This is a genomic window from Nonomuraea spiralis, assembly GCF_014648435.1.
Lineage (GTDB): Bacteria > Actinomycetota > Actinomycetes > Streptosporangiales > Streptosporangiaceae > Nonomuraea > Nonomuraea spiralis.
Genome location: NZ_BMRC01000042.1, coordinates 37,577 through 58,740, shown reverse-complemented (window position 1 = coordinate 58,740; position 21,164 = coordinate 37,577). Strand labels below are relative to the sequence as shown.

The 21,164-nt window shown below is 70.3% G+C and carries 24 protein-coding genes; 14 read left to right on the top strand and 10 right to left on the bottom strand.

Translation table 11 applies throughout. The annotated features are described in order from the left end of the window. Positions 1-83: 83 nt before the first annotated feature. Entirely contained in the window at positions 84-1,049 is a 966-nt protein-coding gene (locus IEZ27_RS48890; protein ID WP_189653516.1) for an MBL fold metallo-hydrolase, read from the top strand. 64 nt (positions 1,050-1,113) lie between these two features. Here the strand turns inward: IEZ27_RS48890 and IEZ27_RS48885 are convergent, their stop codons facing one another. Then, entirely contained in the window at positions 1,114-2,259 is a 1,146-nt protein-coding gene (locus IEZ27_RS48885; RefSeq protein ID WP_189653515.1) for an FAD-dependent monooxygenase, read from the bottom strand. A gap of 58 nt (positions 2,260-2,317) precedes the next feature. Here IEZ27_RS48885 and IEZ27_RS48880 point away from each other — a divergent pair, with 58 nt between their 5' ends. Continuing rightward, positions 2,318-2,896, top strand: coding sequence for a TetR/AcrR family transcriptional regulator (locus IEZ27_RS48880; protein ID WP_189653514.1), 579 nt, complete (start codon positions 2,318-2,320; stop codon positions 2,894-2,896). 15 nt (positions 2,897-2,911) lie between these two features. Here IEZ27_RS48880 and IEZ27_RS48875 read toward each other — a convergent pair whose 3' ends face one another. Continuing rightward, positions 2,912-3,856: a GlxA family transcriptional regulator gene (locus tag IEZ27_RS48875; RefSeq protein WP_189653513.1), complete on the bottom strand. Its 945-nt coding sequence runs from the start codon at positions 3,854-3,856 to the stop codon at positions 2,912-2,914. A 70-nt stretch (positions 3,857-3,926) separates the two neighbouring features. Between IEZ27_RS48875 and IEZ27_RS48870 the strand changes: the two genes are divergently transcribed. Continuing rightward, on the top strand, positions 3,927-4,883 hold the full coding sequence (locus IEZ27_RS48870; protein ID WP_189653512.1) for an NADP-dependent oxidoreductase: 957 nt from the start codon (positions 3,927-3,929) through the stop codon (positions 4,881-4,883). A 15-nt stretch (positions 4,884-4,898) separates the two neighbouring features. Here the strand turns inward: IEZ27_RS48870 and IEZ27_RS48865 are convergent, their stop codons facing one another. Continuing rightward, positions 4,899-5,486, bottom strand: coding sequence for a TetR/AcrR family transcriptional regulator (locus IEZ27_RS48865; protein WP_221762648.1), 588 nt, complete (start codon positions 5,484-5,486; stop codon positions 4,899-4,901). 129 nt (positions 5,487-5,615) lie between these two features. Between IEZ27_RS48865 and IEZ27_RS48860 the strand changes: the two genes are divergently transcribed. Further along, entirely contained in the window at positions 5,616-7,376 is a 1,761-nt protein-coding gene (locus tag IEZ27_RS48860) for a beta-N-acetylhexosaminidase (RefSeq protein ID WP_189653510.1), read from the top strand. A 107-nt stretch (positions 7,377-7,483) separates the two neighbouring features. Next, the gene (locus IEZ27_RS48855; protein WP_189653509.1) at positions 7,484-8,419 is read left to right on the top strand and encodes a DUF2332 domain-containing protein; all 936 of its coding nucleotides are present in this window, start codon (positions 7,484-7,486) and stop codon (positions 8,417-8,419) included. Here IEZ27_RS48855 and IEZ27_RS48850 read toward each other — a convergent pair. After that, positions 8,412-9,263, bottom strand: coding sequence for a hypothetical protein (locus IEZ27_RS48850; protein ID WP_189653508.1), 852 nt, complete (start codon positions 9,261-9,263; stop codon positions 8,412-8,414). The two genes, IEZ27_RS48855 and IEZ27_RS48850, sit on opposite strands and share 8 nt — an antisense overlap. A 466-nt stretch (positions 9,264-9,729) precedes the next feature. On the opposite strand from IEZ27_RS48850, the gene IEZ27_RS48845 reads away from it, so the two are divergent. Then, positions 9,730-10,380, top strand: coding sequence for a hypothetical protein (locus tag IEZ27_RS48845; RefSeq protein ID WP_189653507.1), 651 nt, complete (start codon positions 9,730-9,732; stop codon positions 10,378-10,380). A gap of 56 nt (positions 10,381-10,436) precedes the next feature. Beyond that, positions 10,437-10,988 carry a hypothetical protein gene (locus tag IEZ27_RS48840; protein ID WP_189653506.1) on the top strand — a complete coding sequence of 184 codons (552 nt, stop codon included), beginning with the start codon at positions 10,437-10,439 and terminating at the stop codon, positions 10,986-10,988. A gap of 66 nt (positions 10,989-11,054) precedes the next feature. On the opposite strand, the gene IEZ27_RS48835 is transcribed toward IEZ27_RS48840, so the two are convergent. Next, positions 11,055-12,161 carry a serine hydrolase domain-containing protein gene (locus IEZ27_RS48835; protein ID WP_189653505.1) on the bottom strand — a complete coding sequence of 369 codons (1,107 nt, stop codon included), beginning with the start codon at positions 12,159-12,161 and terminating at the stop codon, positions 11,055-11,057. Between the two features lie 188 nt (positions 12,162-12,349). Here IEZ27_RS48835 and IEZ27_RS48830 point away from each other — a divergent pair, with 188 nt between their 5' ends. Beyond that, the gene (locus IEZ27_RS48830; RefSeq protein ID WP_189653504.1) at positions 12,350-13,054 is read left to right on the top strand and encodes a GbsR/MarR family transcriptional regulator; all 705 of its coding nucleotides are present in this window, start codon (positions 12,350-12,352) and stop codon (positions 13,052-13,054) included. 408 nt (positions 13,055-13,462) lie between these two features. Here IEZ27_RS48830 and IEZ27_RS48825 read toward each other — a convergent pair whose 3' ends face one another. Continuing rightward, the gene (locus tag IEZ27_RS48825) at positions 13,463-14,482 is read right to left on the bottom strand and encodes an aldo/keto reductase (protein ID WP_189653503.1); all 1,020 of its coding nucleotides are present in this window, start codon (positions 14,480-14,482) and stop codon (positions 13,463-13,465) included. 55 nt (positions 14,483-14,537) lie between these two features. Here IEZ27_RS48825 and IEZ27_RS48820 point away from each other — a divergent pair, with 55 nt between their 5' ends. The 3 genes from IEZ27_RS48820 (at position 14,538) to infA (ending at position 16,439) form a co-directional block, all read left to right on the top strand. Further along, positions 14,538-15,164 carry a TetR/AcrR family transcriptional regulator gene (locus IEZ27_RS48820; protein ID WP_189653502.1) on the top strand — a complete coding sequence of 209 codons (627 nt, stop codon included), beginning with the start codon at positions 14,538-14,540 and terminating at the stop codon, positions 15,162-15,164. A 208-nt stretch (positions 15,165-15,372) separates the two neighbouring features. Continuing rightward, positions 15,373-16,170: a GNAT family N-acetyltransferase gene (locus IEZ27_RS48815; RefSeq protein ID WP_189653501.1), complete on the top strand. Its 798-nt coding sequence runs from the start codon at positions 15,373-15,375 to the stop codon at positions 16,168-16,170. A gap of 44 nt (positions 16,171-16,214) precedes the next feature. Continuing rightward, on the top strand, positions 16,215-16,439 hold the full coding sequence (infA, locus tag IEZ27_RS48810; protein ID WP_125646029.1) for a translation initiation factor IF-1: 225 nt from the start codon (positions 16,215-16,217) through the stop codon (positions 16,437-16,439). A gap of 18 nt (positions 16,440-16,457) precedes the next feature. Here infA and IEZ27_RS48805 read toward each other — a convergent pair whose 3' ends face one another. From IEZ27_RS48805 to IEZ27_RS48790, 4 genes are all read right to left on the bottom strand, one after another. Continuing rightward, complete coding sequence (locus IEZ27_RS48805) at positions 16,458-16,604, bottom strand: hypothetical protein (protein WP_189653500.1); 147 nt, start codon at positions 16,602-16,604, stop codon at positions 16,458-16,460. Between the two features lie 8 nt (positions 16,605-16,612). Beyond that, positions 16,613-16,963, bottom strand: coding sequence for a DoxX family protein (locus IEZ27_RS48800; RefSeq protein ID WP_189653499.1), 351 nt, complete (start codon positions 16,961-16,963; stop codon positions 16,613-16,615). Between the two features lie 64 nt (positions 16,964-17,027). Further along, entirely contained in the window at positions 17,028-17,465 is a 438-nt protein-coding gene (locus tag IEZ27_RS48795; RefSeq protein ID WP_189653498.1) for a luciferase domain-containing protein, read from the bottom strand. 479 nt (positions 17,466-17,944) lie between these two features. Then, positions 17,945-18,556, bottom strand: a complete 612-nt coding sequence (locus IEZ27_RS48790) for a TetR/AcrR family transcriptional regulator (RefSeq protein WP_189653497.1) — start codon at positions 18,554-18,556, stop codon at positions 17,945-17,947. A gap of 137 nt (positions 18,557-18,693) precedes the next feature. Here IEZ27_RS48790 and IEZ27_RS48785 point away from each other — a divergent pair, with 137 nt between their 5' ends. From IEZ27_RS48785 to IEZ27_RS48775, 3 genes are all read left to right on the top strand, one after another. Then, entirely contained in the window at positions 18,694-18,915 is a 222-nt protein-coding gene (locus IEZ27_RS48785) for a hypothetical protein (protein ID WP_189653496.1), read from the top strand. Further along, positions 18,912-20,477 (top strand): carboxylesterase/lipase family protein, encoded by a 1,566-nt coding sequence (locus tag IEZ27_RS48780; RefSeq protein ID WP_189653495.1) that lies wholly within the window; start codon positions 18,912-18,914, stop codon positions 20,475-20,477. The genes IEZ27_RS48785 and IEZ27_RS48780 overlap by 4 nt, the downstream gene beginning before the upstream one ends. 256 nt (positions 20,478-20,733) lie before the next feature. Continuing rightward, positions 20,734-21,144: a hypothetical protein gene (locus tag IEZ27_RS48775; RefSeq protein ID WP_229825035.1), complete on the top strand. Its 411-nt coding sequence runs from the start codon at positions 20,734-20,736 to the stop codon at positions 21,142-21,144. The last annotated feature ends 20 nt before the right edge of the window (positions 21,145-21,164 follow it).

The window sequence follows — 21,164 nt, the reverse complement described above, 5'->3', positions numbered from 1 at the left end:
TCTGATCTGCTGGAGGGGCATCGACGTCCGTCTGGGCCGATCGCGTCAAGATCTGCGGCCCGTGAAAGAGCAGGTGTTCGCCCATGCCTCTCGGGCAGTCCGTCCCGTCCCGCCGTACCTTGCTGGCCACCGCGGCCCTCCTGCCACTGGCAGGCCGTCCGGCCGAAGCCGCGGCCGCCACCGCCCCCAAGCGCGCCCAGCGCTACTATGACCGGGCGGCGGCGCTGGCCGGCGCCGACCCGGTCCTGAAAGCCCTGGTCAAAGCGCTCGCGCCCGGCCTCACGATGCCGGAACCGACGCCCCTCCGCCCGTTGCGCACCTTCGACGACGTGGCGGTGCTGGGCAACAGCTTCATCCAGGCCACGGCGCTGTTCACCGCCGAGGGCATCGTCCTCGTCGACGCGATGGGATCGCCGGACGAAGCCGAGAAGATCATCGTCCCGGGGCTGCGGGCCGTGGGCGCGGACCCCGCACAGATCAAGTACGTGGTGGTCGCCCACGGCCATGCCGATCACTTCGGCGGCGCCCAGTTCCTCGCCGACCGGTACGGCGCCCGCGTCATGATGAGCCGGACCGACTGGAACCTCATCGCCGCCGAACGTCCCGCGAACGCGCCCAAGCGCGACCTGGAGATCGCCGACGGCCAGAAGCTCACCCTCGGCGGCACCACCATCGCCTTCCACCACACGCCCGGCCACACGCCCGGCACCGTCTCGCCGATCTTCCCCGTGCACTGGAAGGGGCGGCGGCACACCGCGATGTTGTGGGGCGGCACCAACCCGCCCGCCGCGACCGCGGACAAACGCACCAGCCTGGCCTCCGTACTCGCCTTCGCCGCCACGATGCGGCGGGCCGGGGTGGAGGTCGAGCTGAACAACCACGGCGGCGTCGACCACGGCCTGGCCCGCATCGAGCAGCTACGCGCCGGAACGACGGGGGCGGCCAACCCGTTCGTCATCGGCCGGGCGAGGGCGCAGCGCTTCATGAAGGTCATGGAGGTCATGCTGCGCGGCCGTATCGCCCAGGATCAGGAGACGGCCGCCGGCTGATCGACCCCACCCTGGTGCTGACGAGCCGGGGTGACGAGGTGGTGCAGCTGGACGGGTGCCATCGTCAGACGCGCCAGAGGGCGGCGAGCTGCCGAGTGGCCAGCCGGGACGGTACCGCGCGCAGCAGGGCGTCGCGCAGCGACGCGGTGAGGCCGGTCCGGGAGGTCAGCCACGACTGCCGGGACGCCGCCCGCATCATGCGGTTGGCGCTGGGCCTGCGCTCGGCGTCGTAACGCAGGAGCCGCCGGGGGACGTCCGCCGGCTCGGCGCCGGTCAGGTGGCGGGTCAGCGCGGCGGCGTCCTCGAAGGCCTGGCTCGACCCCTGGCCGAGGTCGGGTGGCATGGCGTGCGCGGCGTCGCCGAGGAACGCGATCCGGCCGACCGCGAACGAGGGCAGAGGCTCGGCCAGGCGGGTGATCGGGTCGACGTAGATGTCGGCTGCCGGGGTGTCCTCGATCACTGTCGCGACGACGGGATGCCAGTCGGCCATCAGGGACAACATCTGCCGGCGTGCCTCGTCCGCGTCCGGCGGTGCGCCGTGCAGGGCGGAGTCGGTGAACCAGTACAGAAGGTTCTCGCCGACGGGGTACAGGCCGAACATCGCCCCGTTGCGGCGGTCGACCAACTGGCTGGTCAGCAGGTCCGCATCCAGGCCGGGCGGACGGGGCAGCATGCCGCGCAGATCCATCCGGCCGGTCCGCCGCAGCCCGGGGTGACCGGGGAAGAGTTGTGCCCGCAGCCTGCTGCCGATGCCGTCGGCAGCGATCACGGCGTCCACCCGGGCGACGGCTTCACCATCGGCGATCACGGTCACCCCGGCGGAGTCGGCCTCCAGGCGCTCGACCGGGGTGGAGGTCAGTACGAGTTCGGCGGGAAGCGGGGCGCGTAGTGCCCGGTGCAGGCGCGCCCGGTCGATGATGACGGGGGTGCCGATCTGCTGCCGCACCCGGTCCAGGTCGGTGATCAGCAGTGGGCGTCCGCGCCGGTCGCGCAGTCCACCGCGGCCTTCACGCATGGCGTGCTCGCGTACGCCCTCGGCCAGCCCCACCGCGTCCAGCGCCCGGAGCCCGTTGGGCATGACCACGATCCCGGTTCCCGCCTCCCTGAGCTCGGCGCCGCGCTCGATCAGTGTCACCTCGTGGCCCAGGCGATGCAGGCCCACCGCGGCCGCCACTCCCCCGAGCCCGGCGCCGACCACCACGATCCTCACAGGATCACCTCGATTCACTACGATCGTACTAGTACGGCTATTGGTATAGCATGGCCGCATGCCGCCCACCAATCCAGCCCGTCGCCGCGCCCTGACCGATGCCGCCATCGCACTGCTGGCGTCGTCGGGGGTGCACGGGCTGACCCATCGCGCGGTGGAGAAGGAGGCGGACCTTCCATCGGGAACCGCCTCCAACTACTTCCGTAACCGGGAGGCACTGCTGGTGGCCGCCGCGGAGCGCATCATCGAGCTGCACCACGCCGACACCGACCGGGCGGTCGACCGGTCCGTCGAGCAGCCCGCGACGCTGGCCGACCTGCTGACCGAGTCGCTGCTCACGGCGGCGACCACACTGCGCGACCGCTACCTGGCGATCTTCGAGCTCCAGCTGGAGGCCGTACGCCGTCCGGTGCTCGCCACGGCGCTCGCCGGCCTCTGGGACGCGGCGGTGCAGGTCACCGCCGGGCAGCACGACAAACTCGGTCTCGTCCTCCCCCGCGAGAGCATCCACTCCCTGATCACTCTCTACGAGGGCACGCTGTTCACCCTGGTCACCGCCGCACCGGAAAGCGTCGACAGGAACACCGTCCAGGCCCTGGTCCGGAGCATCCTGGACGGTTGCGGCCCTCAGCAGTAAAGCCCCGACGCGGGGTCAGCGGTCGCCGGCGGTCTGGAAGGTGTGGCGGTACGCCTGCGGCGAGACCCCGATCGCGGCGTGGAGATGCTGACGCAGAGACGCGGCGGTGGCGAATCCCACCTGGCGGGCGACCAGCTCGACGGGCAGGTCGCTCGACTCCAGCAGCTCCCGCGCCCGGTTGACCCGCTGCTGGGTCAGCCACCGCCCGGGGCTGACCCCGACCTCGTCCTGGAAACGGCGGGCGAACGTACGAAGGCTCATCCGGGCGTGTGCGGCGAGGTCGGTCAGCGTCAGCGACTCGGCCAGCCGTTCGAGCGCCCATTCCCTCGTCGCGGAGGTCCCCGCCACGGACGGCTCGGGCACGGGCTGTTCGATGTACTGCGCCTGGCCGCCGTCCCGCCAGGGTGGCACGACGCACCGGCGCGCGACGTGGTTGGCCAGCCGGCTGCCGTGGTCCTTGCGTATGAGGTGCAGGCACACGTCCACGCCTGACGCGGCGCCGGCCGAGGTGAGGATGTCGCCGTCGTCGACGAACAACACGTCCGCGTCGAGAGTCACCTGGGGGAACAGCTCGCTGAAGCGGGCCGTCTGGTTCCAGTGCGTCGTGACCCTGCGGCCGTCGAGCAGCCCTGCCGCCGCGAGCGCGAACGCCCCGGTGCAGATGGACACGATCCGGGCGCCCGCCGGGATCAGTTTGAACGCGTCCGCCACACCGGCCGGGAGCTGCGCCGAGAGGGAGGCCGAGGCGTACGGGGGGATGACCACCGTGTCCGCCGTGGCCAGGATCTCCGGGCCGTGCCGGGTGCTGATCGTGAAGTCCGCGGACGTACGCACCGCGTGCCCGTCGACCGAGCAGGTGAGCACCTCGTAGAGGCCCTGCGCGGTGCCGAAGACGCGCTGCGGGATGCCGAGCTCGAACGGATAGACCCCGTCGAGCGCCATGACGACCACACGATGCATGGCACGATCCTATCGACGAATGACATTCCTGCCACTCCCGGCGGGCGGCCGGGCACAGCAGGCTGGGTCCATGAACGACATCACCACCATGCGCGCCGTCAGCCAGGACGTCATCGGCGGCCCCGAGGTGCTCAAGGAGATCCGGCTGCCGCGACCGGCGGCGGGCGTGGGCGAGATTCTGGTGCGGGTGCACGCCGCCGGCGTCAACCCGACCGACTGGAAACACCGCGCCATCCCCGGGCTCATGCTCGGCGAGCCGCCGTTCGTCCTCGGCTGGGACGTCTCCGGAGTGGTCGAGGCCGCCGGTCTCGGGGTCACTCTCTTCAAGCCGGGTGACGAGGTGTTCGGCATGTTGCCGTATCCACAGGGGGCAGGTTCGCACGCCGAGTACGTCACCGGGCCCGCTCGTGCCTTCGCCCCCAAACCCGCCGCCATCGACCACGTGCAGGCCGGCGCCCTGCCGCTGGCCGCCCTCACCGCCTGGCAGGCCCTCGTGGACACCGCGCGCGTCCAGGACGGGTCTCGGGTGCTCATCCACGCCGCGGCGGGCGGCGTCGGCCACCTCGCCGTACAGATCGCGAAGGCCCACGGTGCGTACGTGATCGGCACCGCCAGTGCTCCCAAGCACGACTTCGTCCGCAACCTGGGTGCCGACGAGGTGCTCGACTACCGCACCACGGACATCACCGAGGCGGTCCGCGACGCCGACGTCGTTGTAGACGCCCAAGGCAGCGAGCACGCCATGGGCTCTCTGCGCAGCCTGCGCGCGGGCGGTCTCCTGGTCTCCCTGCGCCTCGACGACGGCATTCCGGCGCTCGCCCGAGAAGCGGCCCGCCTCGGCGTGCGGGCGGAGGTCATGCTCGTGGAGCACGACCACGCCGGGATGCTGGCCATCGCCCGGCTCGTGGCCGAGGGCCGGTTGCGCGCGGAGATCGCCGGCACGTTCGAGCTGGCGGACGCGGCCAAGGCGCACGCGCTCGGCGAGACCGGCCGCACCGCGGGGAAGCTGGTGCTCACCGTACGGTAGCGAGGTCCCGCCGGGTCAGGTGCTCGCGGGCGGCTCGCCTTCCACCACCGTGGCCAGGAACGCCCGGAACAGCTCGCCGATCGCCACGTCCCGGGAGTTGAGCAGCCATTGGAGCTGAAGCCCGTCGTTGACCGCGATGATCAGGGGCGCGGCCTGTTCCGGGGTCAGCCCGCCGGGCAACCGGTCGCCGTGCTCCGCGCGCAGGCTGTCGGCCAGGGCCCGGCGGGAGCGGTCGTAGCGCGTGGTGAAGAACTCGTGGGCGGGATGGTCCTCGGCGACGCTCTCGGCGGACAACACCGTGTAGGAGTGCACGAGCCCGCGCCAGTCGAGGTTGAAGTCGACCAGCCGGGCCATCGCCTCGACCGTCAGTCCCATGTCGGCGACGATGCCCAGGTTGTGCAGGTCACGGTGTTCCAGTACGGCGACCAGCAGGTGTTCCTTGGTCGGGAAGTGGTGCAGCAGGGTCTGCTTGGAGATGCCCACGGCCTCGGCGATGGCGGCGAGCGAGCCGGCCCGGTAGCCGCGTTCCGCGAAGACGCTCTCGGCAGCGGCCAGGATCTCCGCGCGTCGCTCGTCGGCACGCTTGCGCCGCTTCTGCTGCACGGCAACCACCTCCAAATATAACGAACACATAACGCAATCTACCGCTCGGTCGATTAAGCGGCGATGCTGTCCATGTACCTCCACGACCGTGTGCGAACGCTACCCTTCGACCGCTTCAAGGGGAGTCCGATGATCGAGCTGTTCCCCCGCCCTCGGCTCATGACCGTCACAGAAGAGGGCGCCGCCCTTTCCGCGCCCGTCGCCGAGATTCTCGACGAAAGCCTTCCGGCCCAAGGCTTCACCATCGACACCACCGGACCGGACGTCACCCTGCGACACGCCGACGACGCCGGACTCCGCTACGGCAGGGACGTCCTTGAGCAGCTGCGCGCCCAAGGCGACGGCACCTGGCCGGCGCTGCACATCGCGGACTGGCCGGACCTCCCCGTACGGGGCTTCCTGCTCGACGTCAGCCGCGGCCGCGTCCCCACCAGGGAGAGCTTCGTCCACCTCATCGAGGTGCTGCGCATCGCCCGCTACAACCAGCTCCAGCTCTACACCGAGCACACCTTCGCCTACACCGGCCACCAGGACGTGTGGCGCGACGCGTCCCCCATGACCGCCGCCGAGATCCGCGACCTCGACACGATGTGCGCCGAGGCCGGCATCGAGCTGGTGCCCAACCAGAGCACGTACACCCACATGGAGTCCTGGCTCTCCCACGACACCTACCGCCACCTCGCCGAATGCCAGGACGGCTTCTCCGTGGCCGGATTCTCGATGCCCTCCTTCACCCTCAGATCGGACGAGGAGAGCGCGGCGTTCGCCCACGGCCTGCTCGCCGAACTGCTGCCCAACTTCACCAGCCGCCAGGTCAACGTCAACTGCGACGAGCCCCTCGAACTGGGCAGGGGCGCCGGCGCCGCCCAGGTGGCCGAACTCGGAGCCGGCGAGGTCTACCTCAGGCACCTGCGCCGCCTGCTGGAGCCCCTGATCGCCCAGGGCTACCGGCCGCAGTTCTGGGCCGACTTCATCACCCACCATCCCGAACTCGTCGAAAGACTCCCGGCGGGCTGCACGGCCGTCGCCTGGACCTACGAGGCTCCCCGCCCGGACGGCGAACGCATCGAGATCCCGCCGGACTTCCAGCAGGTCATCGACGAGCTGGGCATCAACATCGCCTTCGACGGCTTCTCCGAGGCCCTCAAGGGGCTGCCGGGCAGCGGGGTGCCGTTCCTGGTCGCACCGGGCACCGGCACGTGGAACTCGCTGGTGGGCCGCATCGACAACGCGATGGGCAACATCGCCGACGCGGTGGGCACCGGCCTGACGAGCGGAGCCTCCGGCCTCCTGCTCACCGAATGGGGCGACAACGGCCACTTGCAGGCGTTCTGTACGTCCTACCCACCCATCGTGTACGCCGGCGCGGTGAGCTGGTGCCTGGCCGGCAACGCGGACATCGACGTGCCCGCCGTACTCGACCGGCATGTCTTCCGCGACCACGCCGGTGTGCTCGGCGGTGTGCTCGACGCCGTCGGGCGGGTCTGGGGGCGTACCGGGCGGCGCTCGTTCAACGGCAGCCCGCTGCAGGCGGCCCTGATCCCCGCGCAGCAACATCTTGTCACGCACGAACCCGACGCCGGCCTGGTCGAGGCGGTCATCACGACGCTGGACCAGGCGCTGGCCGACCTGGAACGGGCCCGGCCGGCCTCGGGTGACGGCGCGCTGGCGGTACGCGAACTCGCCGCGGCCATCGGGCTCGCGCGGCACGGCGCCTGGCGGCTGGGCCGTACGGCGGGGCTGGCCACCCCCGGAGACGATGAGCTGCGCGCGGACCTCGACACGTTGATCACGGAGTACCGGCGATGCTGGCTCGCGCGCAACCGGCCGGGCGGGATGGAACGCGGTTTCGGACCGCTGACCTCGACGCTGAAGTCCTACGCGCAGTGACGGCCCGGCCCCGGGGCCGAGATCACGTGTGCCTGTTCCGGACTCGGAGGTCCATCCGGGGCCACGTCCGGCTGGGTGCGGGAGGAGTTCGCTGCGATCATCGGATTATGACGATCGCCGCGATCTACGCTGATTTCGCCGCGCGGGAGGCGCATGGTGTGTCGCCCACCTACGAGCGCCTGGCGTACGCGGTGACGCGGGATCCCGAGCTCATGGCTCTGCTCGCCGGGCTTCCGCCGGCCAAGCGGCAGCCGAACCTGCTGTTCGGCGTGGTCCGGTTGCTCGGCGGGCCGGTCGAGGATCCGGCCGCGTTCCACGACTACACGGTGGCGAACTGGCCGGTGATCGAGGCGGAGACGCGCACCCGGACCACGCAGACGAACGAGGCCGGGCGATGCGCCGTCCTGCTCCCGGTGCTCAACGCGCTCCCGCAGCCGCTCGCGCTGCTGGAGGTCGGCGCGTCCGCCGGGCTGTGCCTCTACCCCGACCGGTACGCCTACCGTTACGGCGATCACCCGGTCGGCTCCGGCGACCCGGTCCTCGCCTGCACGCCCACCGACCTGGCGCCGCCGACCAGGCTGCCCCAGGTGGTGTGGCGGGCCGGCCTGGACCTGAACCCGCTCGACGTGACCGACCCCGCGGATCTGGCCTGGCTCGACGCCCTCATCTGGCCCGAACACACGCACCGCCGCGCCAGGCTGCGGGCGGCGGCGGCCGTCGTCGCGGCCGACCCGCCGCTGCTCGTACGGGGCGACCTGGTGGACGACCTGCCGGCGCTGGCCGCGCAATCCCCGCCCGACGCGACGCTGGTGGTGTTCCACAGCTCGGTGCTGTACCACGTGCCGATGCCGCGACGGGCGGCGTTCGCCGAGACGGTACGCGGGCTCCCCGGACACTGGATCGCGAACGAGGCCCCGGACGTGCTGCCCTACGACACGCTCCCGGCGCCGCCGGGCGAGGCACTGCACAACGTGCTCGCGCTGGACGGAAGGCCGCTCGCCTGGACCCGATCCCACGGCCAGGCGATCACCTGGTTCACGTGACGTGTCCGGTCCTGCCGGTCGCCAGGTCGAGGAAGAAGTCCCTGCGTTCCTCCGCCCCCGCGTCCCGGCGGACCTGGAACGAGCCCTTGCCCGACCAGCCGGCGCCCGACTCGACCGGATCCCCGTCGGGGAGCCGGGGGCGTACACGATGGATCCGTTCGCGGGTGGTGAGGTCGTAGGTCTCGACGAGGTCGCCGTCGTCGCTGATGACCACGAGCCGGCTGCCGTCCGGTTTGAGGAAGGCGGTACGGGACTCCAGGAGCAGGGAGGGGACGGCGATGCTCAGACGTTCCTTGCCGCGACGGTCGTAGACGATCAGGCGGGAAGCCGTCGTGACCACCACCCCCGGCGAACTGACCTCGAGCACCTTCAGCACGCCGGGGAGCGTGATCTCGCTCCGGGAACCGGTGTCGATGACGCGGGTGCCGTTCCTGGTCAGGGCGACGTACCTGCCGCGCTCGCTGATGCTCACCTCGGGCACGTCCGCGTCGGCGAGCGTCCCGCTGAGGTCACGCCGGTTCCCTCCGTGCTGGTGGACCACGCGGCGCGAGGTCCGGTCCAGGTAGACGACGGATCGCCGGTCGGGGCTCACCACGAACGGCGCCGCCGTCGGCGCCCCGCCTTTCATGACGACATAGGGCGCGGCCTGCGGGAACGGCTCGTCGTCGACCAGCCAGTAGCGGCACGGGTCGTCCACCTGGTCGATCCACGGACAGGTGGGCGCCTTGACCTCGCCGATCTTCTCGAAGGAGACCTGCCGCTCCGGGAACTCCCTGGGCATCGTGTACCGCGGCGATTCGCTCGGCAGCGCCCGCCCGGGAGTGACGAGAACACCGGCGAGCACAATCGCGCTTCCCGCCAAATAGCCGGTGCGAACGGACCATCGGCGAATGGCTGCCCCTGTTTCGTCCGGCATTTCGGCCCCGGTTTTCCGTTCGGCGTACGATATCGCCGCCACCACCGCGACCACGACGACAACATGGGCAATCCGCGTCGGTGTGATTCCCCGCGCCACGAGAAGACAGGAGCCTGTAACGACGGCAGCGGAAACGGCGAGCAACCAGGCCCGGCGATAAATGTCGTCAGCGACCGGCGGCCGCACGACGCGGAATACCGGAACGGCGCACCAGCCGACGACAAGATAGAACGGATCCCCCGTCAGACCCGCCACGGGAGCCGCCAGGACGACGGCCGCCAGCCGCCATCGGCGCAGCCCGGCGAAATGGCCGACGACCCGGCGGGCATCGGTCTCGTCGACCGTGAGTCCCGTCAGGGCGGCGAACCTGCCGAGACGCCCCTGGCTGAGGGGCGTGGCCGCCGCGAGCACGGTGATCACCGCCGCCACCCAGAAGATCAATGGGGGTATCGTCACAAGGCGCCACGATATATGGTTCCGTCTCGTGAGTTCAGCGGATATATGGCAGCAATTTGGCGTCGCCCCGCGTACACGATTACCGTTTGTGGTGTCCAGTTGCCTCGTGCTGATGTGCGTCGCGGCCGGCTTGTGGTGGTCGGGGTCGATAACGCCGCGCATCCGCTGGGAAATCGACAGCTTCTTTCTCAGTGCCCAGGTGGACGACAATGGTGTGCTGTCCACCAGCGCCTGGGTCGAGCTCGAGAACCAGGCGTTTTCCCCGTTCACCGTCACGGATATCTCGATGGCCATACCGGGCCTGCGTCTGCTCCCTTCCGAGCGCACGGAGGACGATCCCGCCGAGATCACCGTTCGGGGTGACGGCACCAGGACGGTGACCCGGCGGATCGTCATCACCGACTGCGCGGCGGTGCCGCACGAGCCGCAGCCGATCCGATTCAGCTACCGGACCTGGCTGGTCTCGGGTTCGTCGGAGGTCATGCTGGACCCGTGGCAGATGACCGGGAGCGGGGGCAGCGTTCCCGTGGCCTGGCAACGCGCCCTGGCCAACGTGGTGTGCGACAAGGCAGTGAGCGGCGAATTCTGACGTCCGTCCCATGAGGGCCGCCCGGCGAGAGACACCAGGAGAGAAGGGCACTGCACGTGCGTCCTGTCACGAAGATCGCCACCGGGCTTGTCATCGTCTTCGGCACGGTCCGGTTCAATGGCCTCGACCTGCTGTTCGACCCCGTCGGCTGGGGCATGTGCGCCGCCGGGCTGCTCCTGTTGCAGCGGCCGGGCGACGCCTTCGCCAGGGCCCAGGCATCCGCCCTCTGCATGGTCGTCGTCTCGCTGCTGGCCGTCCTCGCGAGCGGCGCACGTACGGATGAGCCGTTCAGGCACGTGATCGACATCGCCGCCACGGCCGGCGCCCTGGTCACGGTCTGGCTGATCGTGGACGCCCTCATGACCCGGATGCGCTCACGCGGCGACAACTCCCGGGTCGCCCTGCTGGACGTACTGCGCTGGGCGGTGGCCGGCCTGGGCGCGGCCGGCCTGCTGGCCGGTTACGGCTACGCCGAGCTGTCATCCGTCCTGGTCGTCGGGTGGTTCGCCGCGCTCGTCGTCCTGACCGTCGTGCTCTATCGTTTGGCCCACCGGCCGTACTTCGCCGCCACCCGGCCGGCCTCCGACGGCGAGGTCAGCTCGACATAGCGCGAACACCCTTCTTGTTGCGCTCAGGCCGAGGCGCCGGCGAGCGGGCGGTCCGTACGGGCGTGGTCAACGCGGCCCCTTGGGGCAGAATTCGGCCGACAGGACGTCGGAGAAGACGCTCAGGCCGCTCCAGTCGCCGTTGATCTCGGTGGTGAGCATGTGCCGGCCGTCACGCGCCCCCATGGCGTACGTCCAGGAGCCGTACGTGGCCCCGGCGGCGCCCCAGACCCAGACGCCGCACGGGAGCTTCTGGGCGAAGACGCCGAGGCCGTACCGGGTGTCGGGGATCCACCCCTGGGTGGCGACGGTGGTGAACATCTCCTTCTGCTGGGCGGCGGGCAGCAGGCGTCCCCCCAGCAGGGCGCCCATGAACCGGTTGAGGTCGCCGACCGTCGAGACCATGCCGCCCGCCGACCAGGCGCCGGACTGGTTCATGTCGGTGGCGTCGTAGATCGTGGGGTCGGGGTCCTGGGAGAACAGGGTGGAGTAGTGCACGGGGTGCGGCCCTCGGATCTTCGCCTCCAGCGCGGGTAAGTAGGTTCCGGTCAACCGCAGCGGCCGGATGACGCGCCGCGTCACCTCCTGGCCGAAGGTGTGTCCCGTCGCCTTCTCGACGATCATGGCGGCCAGGATGTAGTTGGTGTTGGAATAGGCGAACCCCTCGCCCGGGCCGAAGTACGGCGGGTTGCGCAGCGCGATCTTCACCAGCTGCTCCGGGGTGACGGTGTCGTAGCGGTGCTCCAGCCAGGCCGCGCCCTGCCCCTGGGCGAAGAACTCGGTGTCGCTGGTGTAGCTGAAGATCCCGCTGGTGTGGTTGAGCAGCTGCCGGATGGTGACCTGGCCGCCGTCGTAGCCGTTGCCCTGGAGGAGGCCGGGCAGCCAGCGCTCCACGGAGTCGTCCAGGTGCAGCTTGCCCTCGCCGGCCAGTTGCAGGACCACGGTGGCGGTGAACGCCTTGGTGGCGCTGCCGATCCTGAATCGCTCGTTCGGCCTGCGCTTGCGGCCGGTCTCGGTGTCGGAGACGCCGGCGGAGCCGAACCACCGCTCCCGCCCGTCGCGCACTTCGGCGGCGATCCCTGGCGCGCCGCTGTCGGTGACCGCCCGGTCGAGCGCGCTCTGCACTCCGGGGGAGCTCACCGCCGTCACGGCGGCGAGCAAGAGGTGCGTGACCATGCCGAACTCCTTCGTTCAGACGAGATAGTACGTGTTTATTCAAAAATAAAAGCTACGTTGCCTTCACCGTGCTGTCAATCATGTTTCCGCAGGTGATTGCAATGACGATGCGGCCAAACGCAAAAACAATTTGCAATGAGATGTCGCCGAACGCAATACTGGGCAGTCACGCAGGAGGGAGATCGCCGATGCCGGGCGGAAGGCTGACCCACGAAGAACGTCGTCAGATCGCCGCAGGGCTGACCGACGGGCTCACCTACAGCGAGATCGCCGGCCGTCTCCAGCGCCCGGTCTCGACCATCACCCGCGAAGTCACCCGAAACGGCGGAGCCGGCGGCTACGACGCCGACCGCGCCCACCATGCGACCGCGATCCGAGCCCGCCGCCGCAGACCCGCCGCCCCTCCCCCGGCGCCGGCCGTCCTCGACGGGCGGGACCCGCGCACCACCGGGGAGCTGGAGGAGACCTTCACCGCGATGCTCGTCGACACCGGCCTGTCGCGCACCGCCGCCCGGGTGCTCGTCAGCCTGTACGTCACCGACAGCGGCAGCCTCACCGCCGCCGAGCTCGTCCAGCGCCTCCAGGTCAGCCCGGCGTCCGTCTCCAAGGCCGTCGGCCTGCTCGAACAGCACCAGCTGATCCGGCGCGAGCGAGACCCGCGGCGCCGCCGCGACCGCTACGTCATCGACGGCGACATCCTGTACCCGTCCTGGATGGCCAGCGCCCGCAGGAACGCCCAGCTCGCAGCCGCCGCTCTCCACGGAGCCGAAGCCCTCGACCCCGCCTCTCCCGCCGGAGCCCGGCTCAAGAGCATGGGCCGGCTCCTCCAGCACCTCAGCAACGAAATGATCCGCGCCGCCGAGCACTGGCACGACACCTTCGACGACCGCTAGCCAGCGGCCCCCGGACGACCGACCGAAGATTCGAGGACTCCCTCACACCCCAGCTCGCCGCCGAGATCGGCCAGGTCAGCCTCGCCCACCTCGACGCCGACCTGGAATCGGCGACCACATGCGCCCTCGACTGGCTCACCCCCTTGCTGAGCGGGGGCAGCCTGCTGCTGTTCGACGAGTTCTTCGGCGAGGACCCGGCGGAATCGCGTGCCTTCGTCGACTGGAGCGAACGCACTGGCACCCGTACGGCGCTCCTCGCCGTCTTCGGCCGAGAGCCGAGCGGCAAGGGCGACATGACCGACCGGCGGGCCTTGTTCCAAGTGATCGGCGACGAGCGGCACACCAAGGCGCCGCTGCTGCCCGTACGGCTGCGCCCGGATGGACGTGGCCGTCCGCCGTGGCCGTCGATCAGGGCACTCGGCGGTCGAAGCGGGCGGCCGAGGGGCCGTAGACGAACTCACGCGACATCTGGATGAAGTTCTGCGGGAACCCGAGCGGAAAGGCGCTGGCCTCGTCGAGCCGTTCCACCGTCTCCGGCGGCAACCGCAGGTCGCAGGCGGCGAGGTTGTCGGTGAGCTGGTCGAAAGTCCTGGCGCCGGAGATCGGATGGATCCAGGTGCGGTGCGCCCGGGTCCAGGCGAGGGCGACCTGGGAGGAGGAGACGCCGAGCTCGTCGGCGACGGCGTCGACCTCGGCGGCGATCGCCAGGTGGCGCTCGGGTACGGCGTCGCGGCTGATCCGGGACCCGGCGGTGGCGTCGGTACGGGTGAACTTCCCCGACAGTACGCCGCGGGCCAGCGGCGCCCACGCGGCCACCGACAGGCCCAGCGTTTCGGCCATCGGCAGCAGTTCGCGCTCGATGTCGCGTTCCAGCAGGCTGTACGACAGCTGCAGGCCGATGAACGGCGTCCACCCGCGCAACTCGGCGATGGTGTTGGCACGCGCGATCACCCAGGCGGGCACGTCGGAGAAGCCCAGGTAGAGCACCTTGCCGGCGCGTACCAGGTCGTCGAGGGCGCGTAGCGTCTCCTCGATCGGGGTGTCGGGGTCCCAGATGTGCACCCACAGCAGGTCCAGGTAGTCGGTGCCCAGGCGTCGCAGGCTCTCCTCCACCGACCGCCTCAGGTTCTTGCGGTGGTTGCCCGCGGTGTTGGGGTCCTCTCCGTCCATGGACAGCGTGTACTTGGTGGTGAGTACGTAGCGGTCCCGCTCCTTGCCGATCAGTTCACCGACGATGCGCTCGCTGGAGCCCTCGGTGTACCTGTTCGCCGTGTCGATCACGTTCCCGCCCGCCTCGGCGTACGCGGTGAACATCCTGCGGCATTCCTCGGGCGGAGCGCCCCAGCCCCAGTCCTCGCCGAAGCCCATCGTCCCGAGGATCAGCTCGGAAACCCGTAACCCGCTCGTTCCGAACGTCGTGTATCTCATGGCGAGGACTGTACATAGCGTCTAGACAGGCTGTCTAGACGTTAGGATTTCGAGAATGGAGGCGAGAGCGGGCCGGCGAGCCCCACGGCCGAAGGACGACGACCGTGACCTGCGCGAGGTGATCCTGGCCGCCACACGCGGCCTCCTCGACGAACGGCGCTTCGACGAGCTGAGCGTGGCCGACATCCTGGCCGCCGCCCAGGTGGCGCGCGGCAGCTTCTACTTCTACTTCGCGAGCAAGCACGAGGTCCTGGCCGAGCTCGTACGCCGCGCCATCGCCCGTGGTCACGAGGTCGCGCAGCCCTGGCTCACGCACGACGAACCCGACCAGCGGCGGGCCTCCGTACGACACGGCATCCTTCAGGGGGCCCGCCTGTGGCGCGAGGAGGCGCCCGTGTTGCGGGCCATCGTGGAGAACTGGCGGACCGATCCGGAGCTCACCGCGCTGTGGCACGACCAGATGGCGGGCTTCACGGCCGTCACCACCGAGCGCATCACGAGCGAGCGCACCACCGGGCCGGACGTGGATCCAGCCGCCCTGGGGGCGGCGCTGACCTGGCTCGGGGAGCGCCTCTACTACCTCGCCGCCCTCGACGTGGCCCCCTTCGCCGACGAGGACACCCTCGTCGAGGTCCTCACCCACATCTGGATGACCGCCCTCTACAGCGAGCCGGGATCATAGGCGCCGATCCGACGGCCGCCGTCCGAAAAATGGTTGGACGCGATGATGTTCACGTTGGTAGCGTTCCGCGCACCGTGACAGCACACGAGGAGGTGAGACCCATGAACGTTGTATCGACGTGGGTGCTCCCACTCGTCGTCACGGTCGGGCGAATGACGTAGGTGTCGCCGGGAGCGCCTTGACCAGGCAATCCCGAAAGGCAACACCTATGCATTCTGCGCAATTCACGTCCGGCGCGGGCGAGCCTGCCGTAGTCGTCACGCGGGTCTCGGAGACGCGATGGCACGCCGTGGAGGACGACCGGGTGGTCGGCCACGGCGACACCTCGGGCAGGCCCGACGGCCGGATGTTCATCAGCGTCGACGCATGGCACGGCGCGGCCTTCGCCCGGCTCGCCGACGCCATGCTCGCGGACCTGCCGAGGCCGCTCCACACGCTGGTCGACGAGGACGACCTCGACCTGGCAGCCCATTGGGAACGAGCCGGGTTCACGACCAGGCGCCGCGAACGGGAGTACCTCCTGCCCACTGACCCCGAGGTCACGGGCCTCGGCCCGGTGCCGCCGCCGGAGGGCGTGACGATCGTGGCGGCCGGCGAGGTCGAGGAGGGTCCGCTGCGCACGCTGGACCGCGCGATCCGCGACGAGGTCGAGGCCACCGTCGGCTGGCAGGAGATGCCGGCCGAGGTGGTGCCTCTCCCGGCCGGCGTCACCGTGCTGGATCCGTCGAAGTACGTGGTGGCGGCACAGGCCGGAGAGTACGTGGGCCTGCTGCGACTCGCGCCGGTGGTCCGGCAACCGCGGATCGGGCTGGTCGCGGTCCGCTCCGACAGGCGACGCCGGGGTGTCGCGCGGGCGCTGCTCGCCCACGTACTGGGTTCGCTGCACCGGCAGGGAGTCGAAAGGGCCTCGGCCGAGGTGAACGAATCCAACCGGGCGGCCATGGCGCTGTTCGAGGGGGTCGGCGCGCGGTGTACGAGCCGGAACCTGGAGTTGGTGCTGCGCTGACGCCCCACTCCGTCACCGTTACCGAGCAGAGAAAAGCGAGAGTCATGCCAAGAACAGCAGGCGGCATCGAAGTAGAGGGCACCGTCGTCGAGTGTCTGCGCAACGCCACCTTCAGGGTGGAGTTGGAGAACGGCCACAAGGTGCTGGCGCATATCAGCGGGAAGATACGCAAGAACTTCATCAAGATCCTGCCGTACGACCGGGTCCTGGTGGAGCTCAGCCCGTACGACCTCACCCGCGGCCGGATCATCTTCCGATACCGGACGTGATCGCGGGCGCGACGCCCATCACAGGTCGGCCGGTGTGGCGAAGCCGCGGCGCCTCGCCACGCCTTCCGCCGGCCTCCTGGCGTCCCGCTCGTCCCCCGGCAGTTCGTACGCCTGGCCCTTGCCCCGGGCGCCCCGGGCGCCGGTGAGATCAGGACGTTCGTCCACGGGGCCCGTCAGACGGTGGCGAGCCCCAAGGCCACGGGCGCGACGGCCACCAGCAGCAGGACCGCCGGGACCGGTGCGCCCTTGACGTCACGCGCCCGCAGGTGAGTCACCAGCGCCCCCGCGAAGTACAGCACCACACCGACGCCCGCGGCGACCCCCAGCGGCCGGAACACGATCCCCGCGAGCAGTCCCAGCGCTCCGGCGATCTCCAGAGCCGCCAGCCGCGGGAACCACTCCTCAGGCACCCCCACCGCGGTCAACCCCGCGGTGATCTTCGCATCCCGGACCAGCTTCGCCCGCGCCGACCCGGCCAGCACCACCGCCATCAGGACGGCCACCACGATATAAGCAACGAACATGACAAACACGTCGAACCTCCAGCTCACACCGCGACCGAGACGGCGATCTTCCTGAGCGTCCCGCTCACTTCTTCTCTCCGGAGACGCCGGACGCCTGTTCCCATGACGCCCGGAGCACCGCCACCGCGACCGCCAACTCGTCCTCATCGCGCGGGGCGTAGAGCATCACGATCGTGTCCGGCCACTCCGGCCGCAGGCTGATCGGGTGCGGCTCCGCCCACCCTGCCTCCACCAGCGGCGCGACCAGCGGCAACGGCACCGTCAGATGCATGAAGCCCGCGCGGTGGATGTGCCCGAACTCGTCCTGGCTCGGATGCAGGAACGCCTCCCACGGCCCCACCGGACGCCGCAACCGCAACGCCAGCGACGACGGCTCCGACACCTGGCTCGGCCCGGTGAACACCCCCGGCAGGGCCTCCGCCTCACCCACCAGCGCCGCCCTCACCTCCGGCGGCGAGAACTGGTCCAGCTGGTCATGCGGAATCTCCCGCCCCGTCGTCACCGGACGACCCCCCGGACGACGCCGCAGGGTATCGACGTTCAGAATCACCAGAAACCACACTTTCTGTGCGTTGGTTACGTGTTGTTCGCACAGAAAGTGTCAGCGACAGGGCCCGTATGACGGAAGAAGGCACTTTGCCCTGCGTAACGCACACCGGTGTTCGCCCCCTGACGTACCCACCTGCCGTCCCCGCAGCGCTGACAGGTGGTTGCCCGGCCGGGAGTTCTCAGCTCCGGGTCAGGCCGGTCTGCTGGGCCCAGGTGGCCAGGAAGACTGCGACTGCTCGGACGTGGTCGTGCTGCACCCGGCTCCTTCCTGCCGTCGATGTTCGTGGGGGCCCTGCACCGGTGAAGTCCTCGTTCACGCGGCCGGACCGTCCCACCGCCACGCTCGCCGTCGCCACCGCACGTCCCGCCGCCTTCCTGCCGGTCGATGCGCCGCCTCTGACAACCGCCGGTCTGCGTCGAGGCTCATGAGGGTCATTCGTGGTTCGTCGTGGTGAAGACGCGGGCGAGCTGGTGGTCGATCAGGGCTACGGCGTCTGCTGCGGATCGCTGCCCCAGCAGGACGCTCGACTGAATCCCCTCGGCGCCCGCCAGCAGGAACACGGCCTCGGCCGCGGCGTCGACGTCCTGTGGCACCTGGCCGAGCTCCTGCCCTCGCGCGATCAGGCCGGCGACGAGGTTCTCCAGCGCGAGCGGCGCGTCGCGGGCGACCTCGGCCAGGGCGGGGTCGGTCAGGAAGCGGACGAAGTAGGCGGCGTACACCAGGTGCCGGTTACGCCGTTCCTCGTCCAGCGGCAGCAGCTCCAGCAGCACTCCCCGAACGATCGCATGCATGCCGGGCGCGTCGCCGAGCAGCGCGAGGCGTTCGCGAGCCCGTTGCTCGGCGTCGTCGTTGAGGATCTTCAGCGCCCCGAGCAGCAACTGGTCGCGGGTACCGAAGTAGTACTGCAACAGCCGGGCGGAGACCTCGGCCTCGGCGGCGACCTGCCTCAAGGTGACGTCCTCCAGGCCGCCACGGGTGGCCAGGCGCCATACGGCTGCTGCGATCTGGCGGCGGCGCTGATCATGGTCCACCAGTTTCGGCATGCGGTCCCTCCCTTGCGACCCGTTTGTGGTGCGATCGTATCAAGACCGGTGTTATGGTTCGAACGCACCATAAACAGTGAAAGGCGTGTTCGCGCCTGCCATCACGGCCCTTCGGGGCGAGAGGAGACGACCCCCTCATGAAGCACGTCACCGTGCTGATCATCGGCATGCTGCTCCTGGTCCTGGGAGCACAGGGCGCCATCCGGCTGCTGACCGACCACGACAACGCCGGACTGCTGGCCTGGCTGCCCGGCGGATTCGCGACGCGGCTCGCGGGCTTCGCGCTGGCCGTCGTCCTCGGAGCACTGCTGGCCGGCTGGGGCAGCAAGAAGGCCAAGCAGAGCGGCCGCGGACGATGACCGGCCCCACACGAGCGGCCGCGGCGCTCCTCGCCGCACTGGCGAGCCTTTCGGCACTCACGGCGGGCGCTCTCCCCGCCCAGGCCGACCGGCTCACGGCCCCCGCCGCCATGACGACCTCGGGCGAGGTACGAGGCACAGAAAAGGACGGCGTTCACCGCTTTCGCAACATCCCGTACGCCGCCCCGCCCGTCGGGGAGCGGCGCTGGCAACCGCCTCAGCCGGCGAGCTCCTGGACAGGCGCCCGCGACGCGACGGAGGCAGGACCGGCGTGCCTGCAGCCGGAGGCGCCCGACATGCCCAAGGGCACCCCGCAGAGCGAGGACTGCCTGACCCTGGAGGTGAGCACGCCCGCCCGGCCCGGCAAGGGACGCCCGGTCATGGTCTGGGTGCCCGGCGGTGGTTTCATCACCGGCGCCGGCTCGATCTACGACCCGACCCGGCTGGTCGAGGCCGGAGACATCGTGGTCGTGACGGTCAACTACCGGCTGGGCGTGTTCGGCTTCTTCGCCCATCCCGAACTCGGCGAGGTCAGCAATTTCGGCCTGCAGGACCAGGTGGCGGCCCTGCGCTGGGTGCGCGCCAACATCGCCGCGTTCGGCGGCGATCCCGGCAAGGTCACCCTCGCCGGGGCCTCGGCCGGGGCGATGAGCGCCTGCACCCTGATGACCTCACCGGCCGCCCGGGGCCTGTTCCAGCGGGCGATCGTCCAGAGCGGGTCGTGCCGCACCAGGCACCCGGCCGGCGCGATGGGCGCGGGCATGCCCGCGATCTCCTCCTGGCACCCGCTCAGCACGGTCCAAGGCGCCGGACGGGCTCTGGCCGGGCAACTGGCCTGCGCCGACGTGGCCTGCCTGCGCCGCAAGAGCGCCGGTGAGCTGCTGCCGTACACCGCCGGGTTCCCGCTGGCGGCCTACGGCACCAGCCTCGTCCCGCAGGAGCCGGCCAAGGTCTTCGCCGCGGGCGGGCAGGCGGCCGTACCGCTGCTGCAGGGCAACGTCCGCGACGAGCATGTCGAGTTCACCCTGGCCGTCTATCCGGAGGGCATCACCGCGGGCCAGTACCCGGCCATGCTCAGGACCGCCTTCGCATCGGCCGCGCCGCGGATCGCGCGACGCTACCCCTTGCGCGGCCACCCCTCTCCCACCGCGGCGATCAGTCGCGTGTTCAGTGACAGCGGCTGGATCTGCCCCTCCTGGAAGTCGGGCCGCGAACACGCGAGGAAGGCGGCCACCTACGCCTACGTCTTCGCCGACCCGTCGGCACCCACGCCCAGTGGAGAGCCTCTGCCCGCGCACGTACGGCCCGCGACCGCACACGGAGCCGAGACCTTCTACCTGTTCGACTTCCCGGACGCGCCGGGGCTCAGCGCCGAGCAGCGGCGCCTGGCCGACCGGCTCGTCGGATACTGGACCAGGTTCGTACGAACCGGCGACCCCAACGGGGTGGGCAACACGAGATGGCCCCGCCTGGGCGCCGCCGACCGCGCGCTCGAGCTCGCTCCTGAAGCGGTACGACCGATCAACCTGAAGAACGCCTACCACTGCGGCCTCTGGCCCTGACAGCCGGCGCCCAGCACTGGACACTCGCACCCGCCTACTCCTTTTGATGTAGGGCGTAGCGCGTTCGGTGCAGGTTCAAGTGACGAGCCATGGACGACGCGGACCCGGTTCAGCCTGACCTAGCGTTCGAACGAACCTGAAGGCGAACCCGGTGGCGGCCCTGCCTGTCATCCAGTGCGGGAGCCGCGATCGGCGAAGGATCGCCGCAGGTGTACGGACGATGGCCATTCGAAAGGGAATCCACATGATCAAGAGAATGATCACCGCGATCGTCGGCGTGAGTCTGACGGTTGGCGTGCTGGGGTTGGGGGGCGCCAGTGCGTCCGCCAGTGACCGGTCCGGCACGACTGGGGCGAGTGCCGTCGCGGCGGCGCCGAAGCCGCCGAAGGGCGCCAGAGCGGTCGTTCAGGTCAGCCCCAATCCCACCGTCAAGCAGGGCCAGGAGGTCACGATCACCGGGAACTGCGGCGGAGGCGAGAAGCTGCGGGCCGTGGTCGCCGAGATGGGCGGCAGGTCTGTGTTGCGGAACATCCGCATCCTGGAGGACAACCCGAAGGGGTTCGTGGCGAAGGCGACGCTTGATCCCAAGATCGGCAACGGCGTCGGTCCCGTTTTCGTGGACTGCGGCGGAGAGGCCGGTGTGACGCTCCTGGTCACCCACCTCTGACCCGGACGTACGGCCGGTCC

What these genes read in the sequence shown, in the direction of transcription:
- IEZ27_RS48890 (WP_189653516.1), top strand. Translation starts at nt 84, where the DNA reads ATGCCTCTCGGGCAGTCCGTCCCGTCCCGCCGTACCTTGCTGGCCACC.
- IEZ27_RS48880 (WP_189653514.1), top strand. Translation starts at nt 2,318, where the DNA reads ATGCCGCCCACCAATCCAGCCCGTCGCCGCGCCCTGACCGATGCCGCC.
- IEZ27_RS48875 (WP_189653513.1), bottom strand. Translation starts at nt 3,856, where the DNA reads ATGCATCGTGTGGTCGTCATGGCGCTCGACGGGGTCTATCCGTTCGAG.
- IEZ27_RS48870 (WP_189653512.1), top strand. Translation starts at nt 3,927, where the DNA reads ATGAACGACATCACCACCATGCGCGCCGTCAGCCAGGACGTCATCGGC.
- IEZ27_RS48860 (WP_189653510.1), top strand. Translation starts at nt 5,616, where the DNA reads ATGATCGAGCTGTTCCCCCGCCCTCGGCTCATGACCGTCACAGAAGAG.
- IEZ27_RS48855 (WP_189653509.1), top strand. Translation starts at nt 7,484, where the DNA reads ATGACGATCGCCGCGATCTACGCTGATTTCGCCGCGCGGGAGGCGCAT.
- IEZ27_RS48835 (WP_189653505.1), bottom strand. Translation starts at nt 12,161, where the DNA reads ATGGTCACGCACCTCTTGCTCGCCGCCGTGACGGCGGTGAGCTCCCCC.
- IEZ27_RS48830 (WP_189653504.1), top strand. Translation starts at nt 12,350, where the DNA reads ATGCCGGGCGGAAGGCTGACCCACGAAGAACGTCGTCAGATCGCCGCA.
- IEZ27_RS48825 (WP_189653503.1), bottom strand. Translation starts at nt 14,482, where the DNA reads ATGAGATACACGACGTTCGGAACGAGCGGGTTACGGGTTTCCGAGCTG.
- IEZ27_RS48820 (WP_189653502.1), top strand. Translation starts at nt 14,538, where the DNA reads ATGGAGGCGAGAGCGGGCCGGCGAGCCCCACGGCCGAAGGACGACGAC.
- IEZ27_RS48815 (WP_189653501.1), top strand. Translation starts at nt 15,373, where the DNA reads ATGCATTCTGCGCAATTCACGTCCGGCGCGGGCGAGCCTGCCGTAGTC.
- infA (WP_125646029.1), top strand. Translation starts at nt 16,215, where the DNA reads ATGCCAAGAACAGCAGGCGGCATCGAAGTAGAGGGCACCGTCGTCGAG.
- IEZ27_RS48800 (WP_189653499.1), bottom strand. Translation starts at nt 16,963, where the DNA reads ATGTTCGTTGCTTATATCGTGGTGGCCGTCCTGATGGCGGTGGTGCTG.
- IEZ27_RS48790 (WP_189653497.1), bottom strand. Translation starts at nt 18,556, where the DNA reads ATGCCGAAACTGGTGGACCATGATCAGCGCCGCCGCCAGATCGCAGCA.
- IEZ27_RS48785 (WP_189653496.1), top strand. Translation starts at nt 18,694, where the DNA reads ATGAAGCACGTCACCGTGCTGATCATCGGCATGCTGCTCCTGGTCCTG.
- IEZ27_RS48780 (WP_189653495.1), top strand. Translation starts at nt 18,912, where the DNA reads ATGACCGGCCCCACACGAGCGGCCGCGGCGCTCCTCGCCGCACTGGCG.
- IEZ27_RS48775 (WP_229825035.1), top strand. Translation starts at nt 20,734, where the DNA reads ATGATCACCGCGATCGTCGGCGTGAGTCTGACGGTTGGCGTGCTGGGG.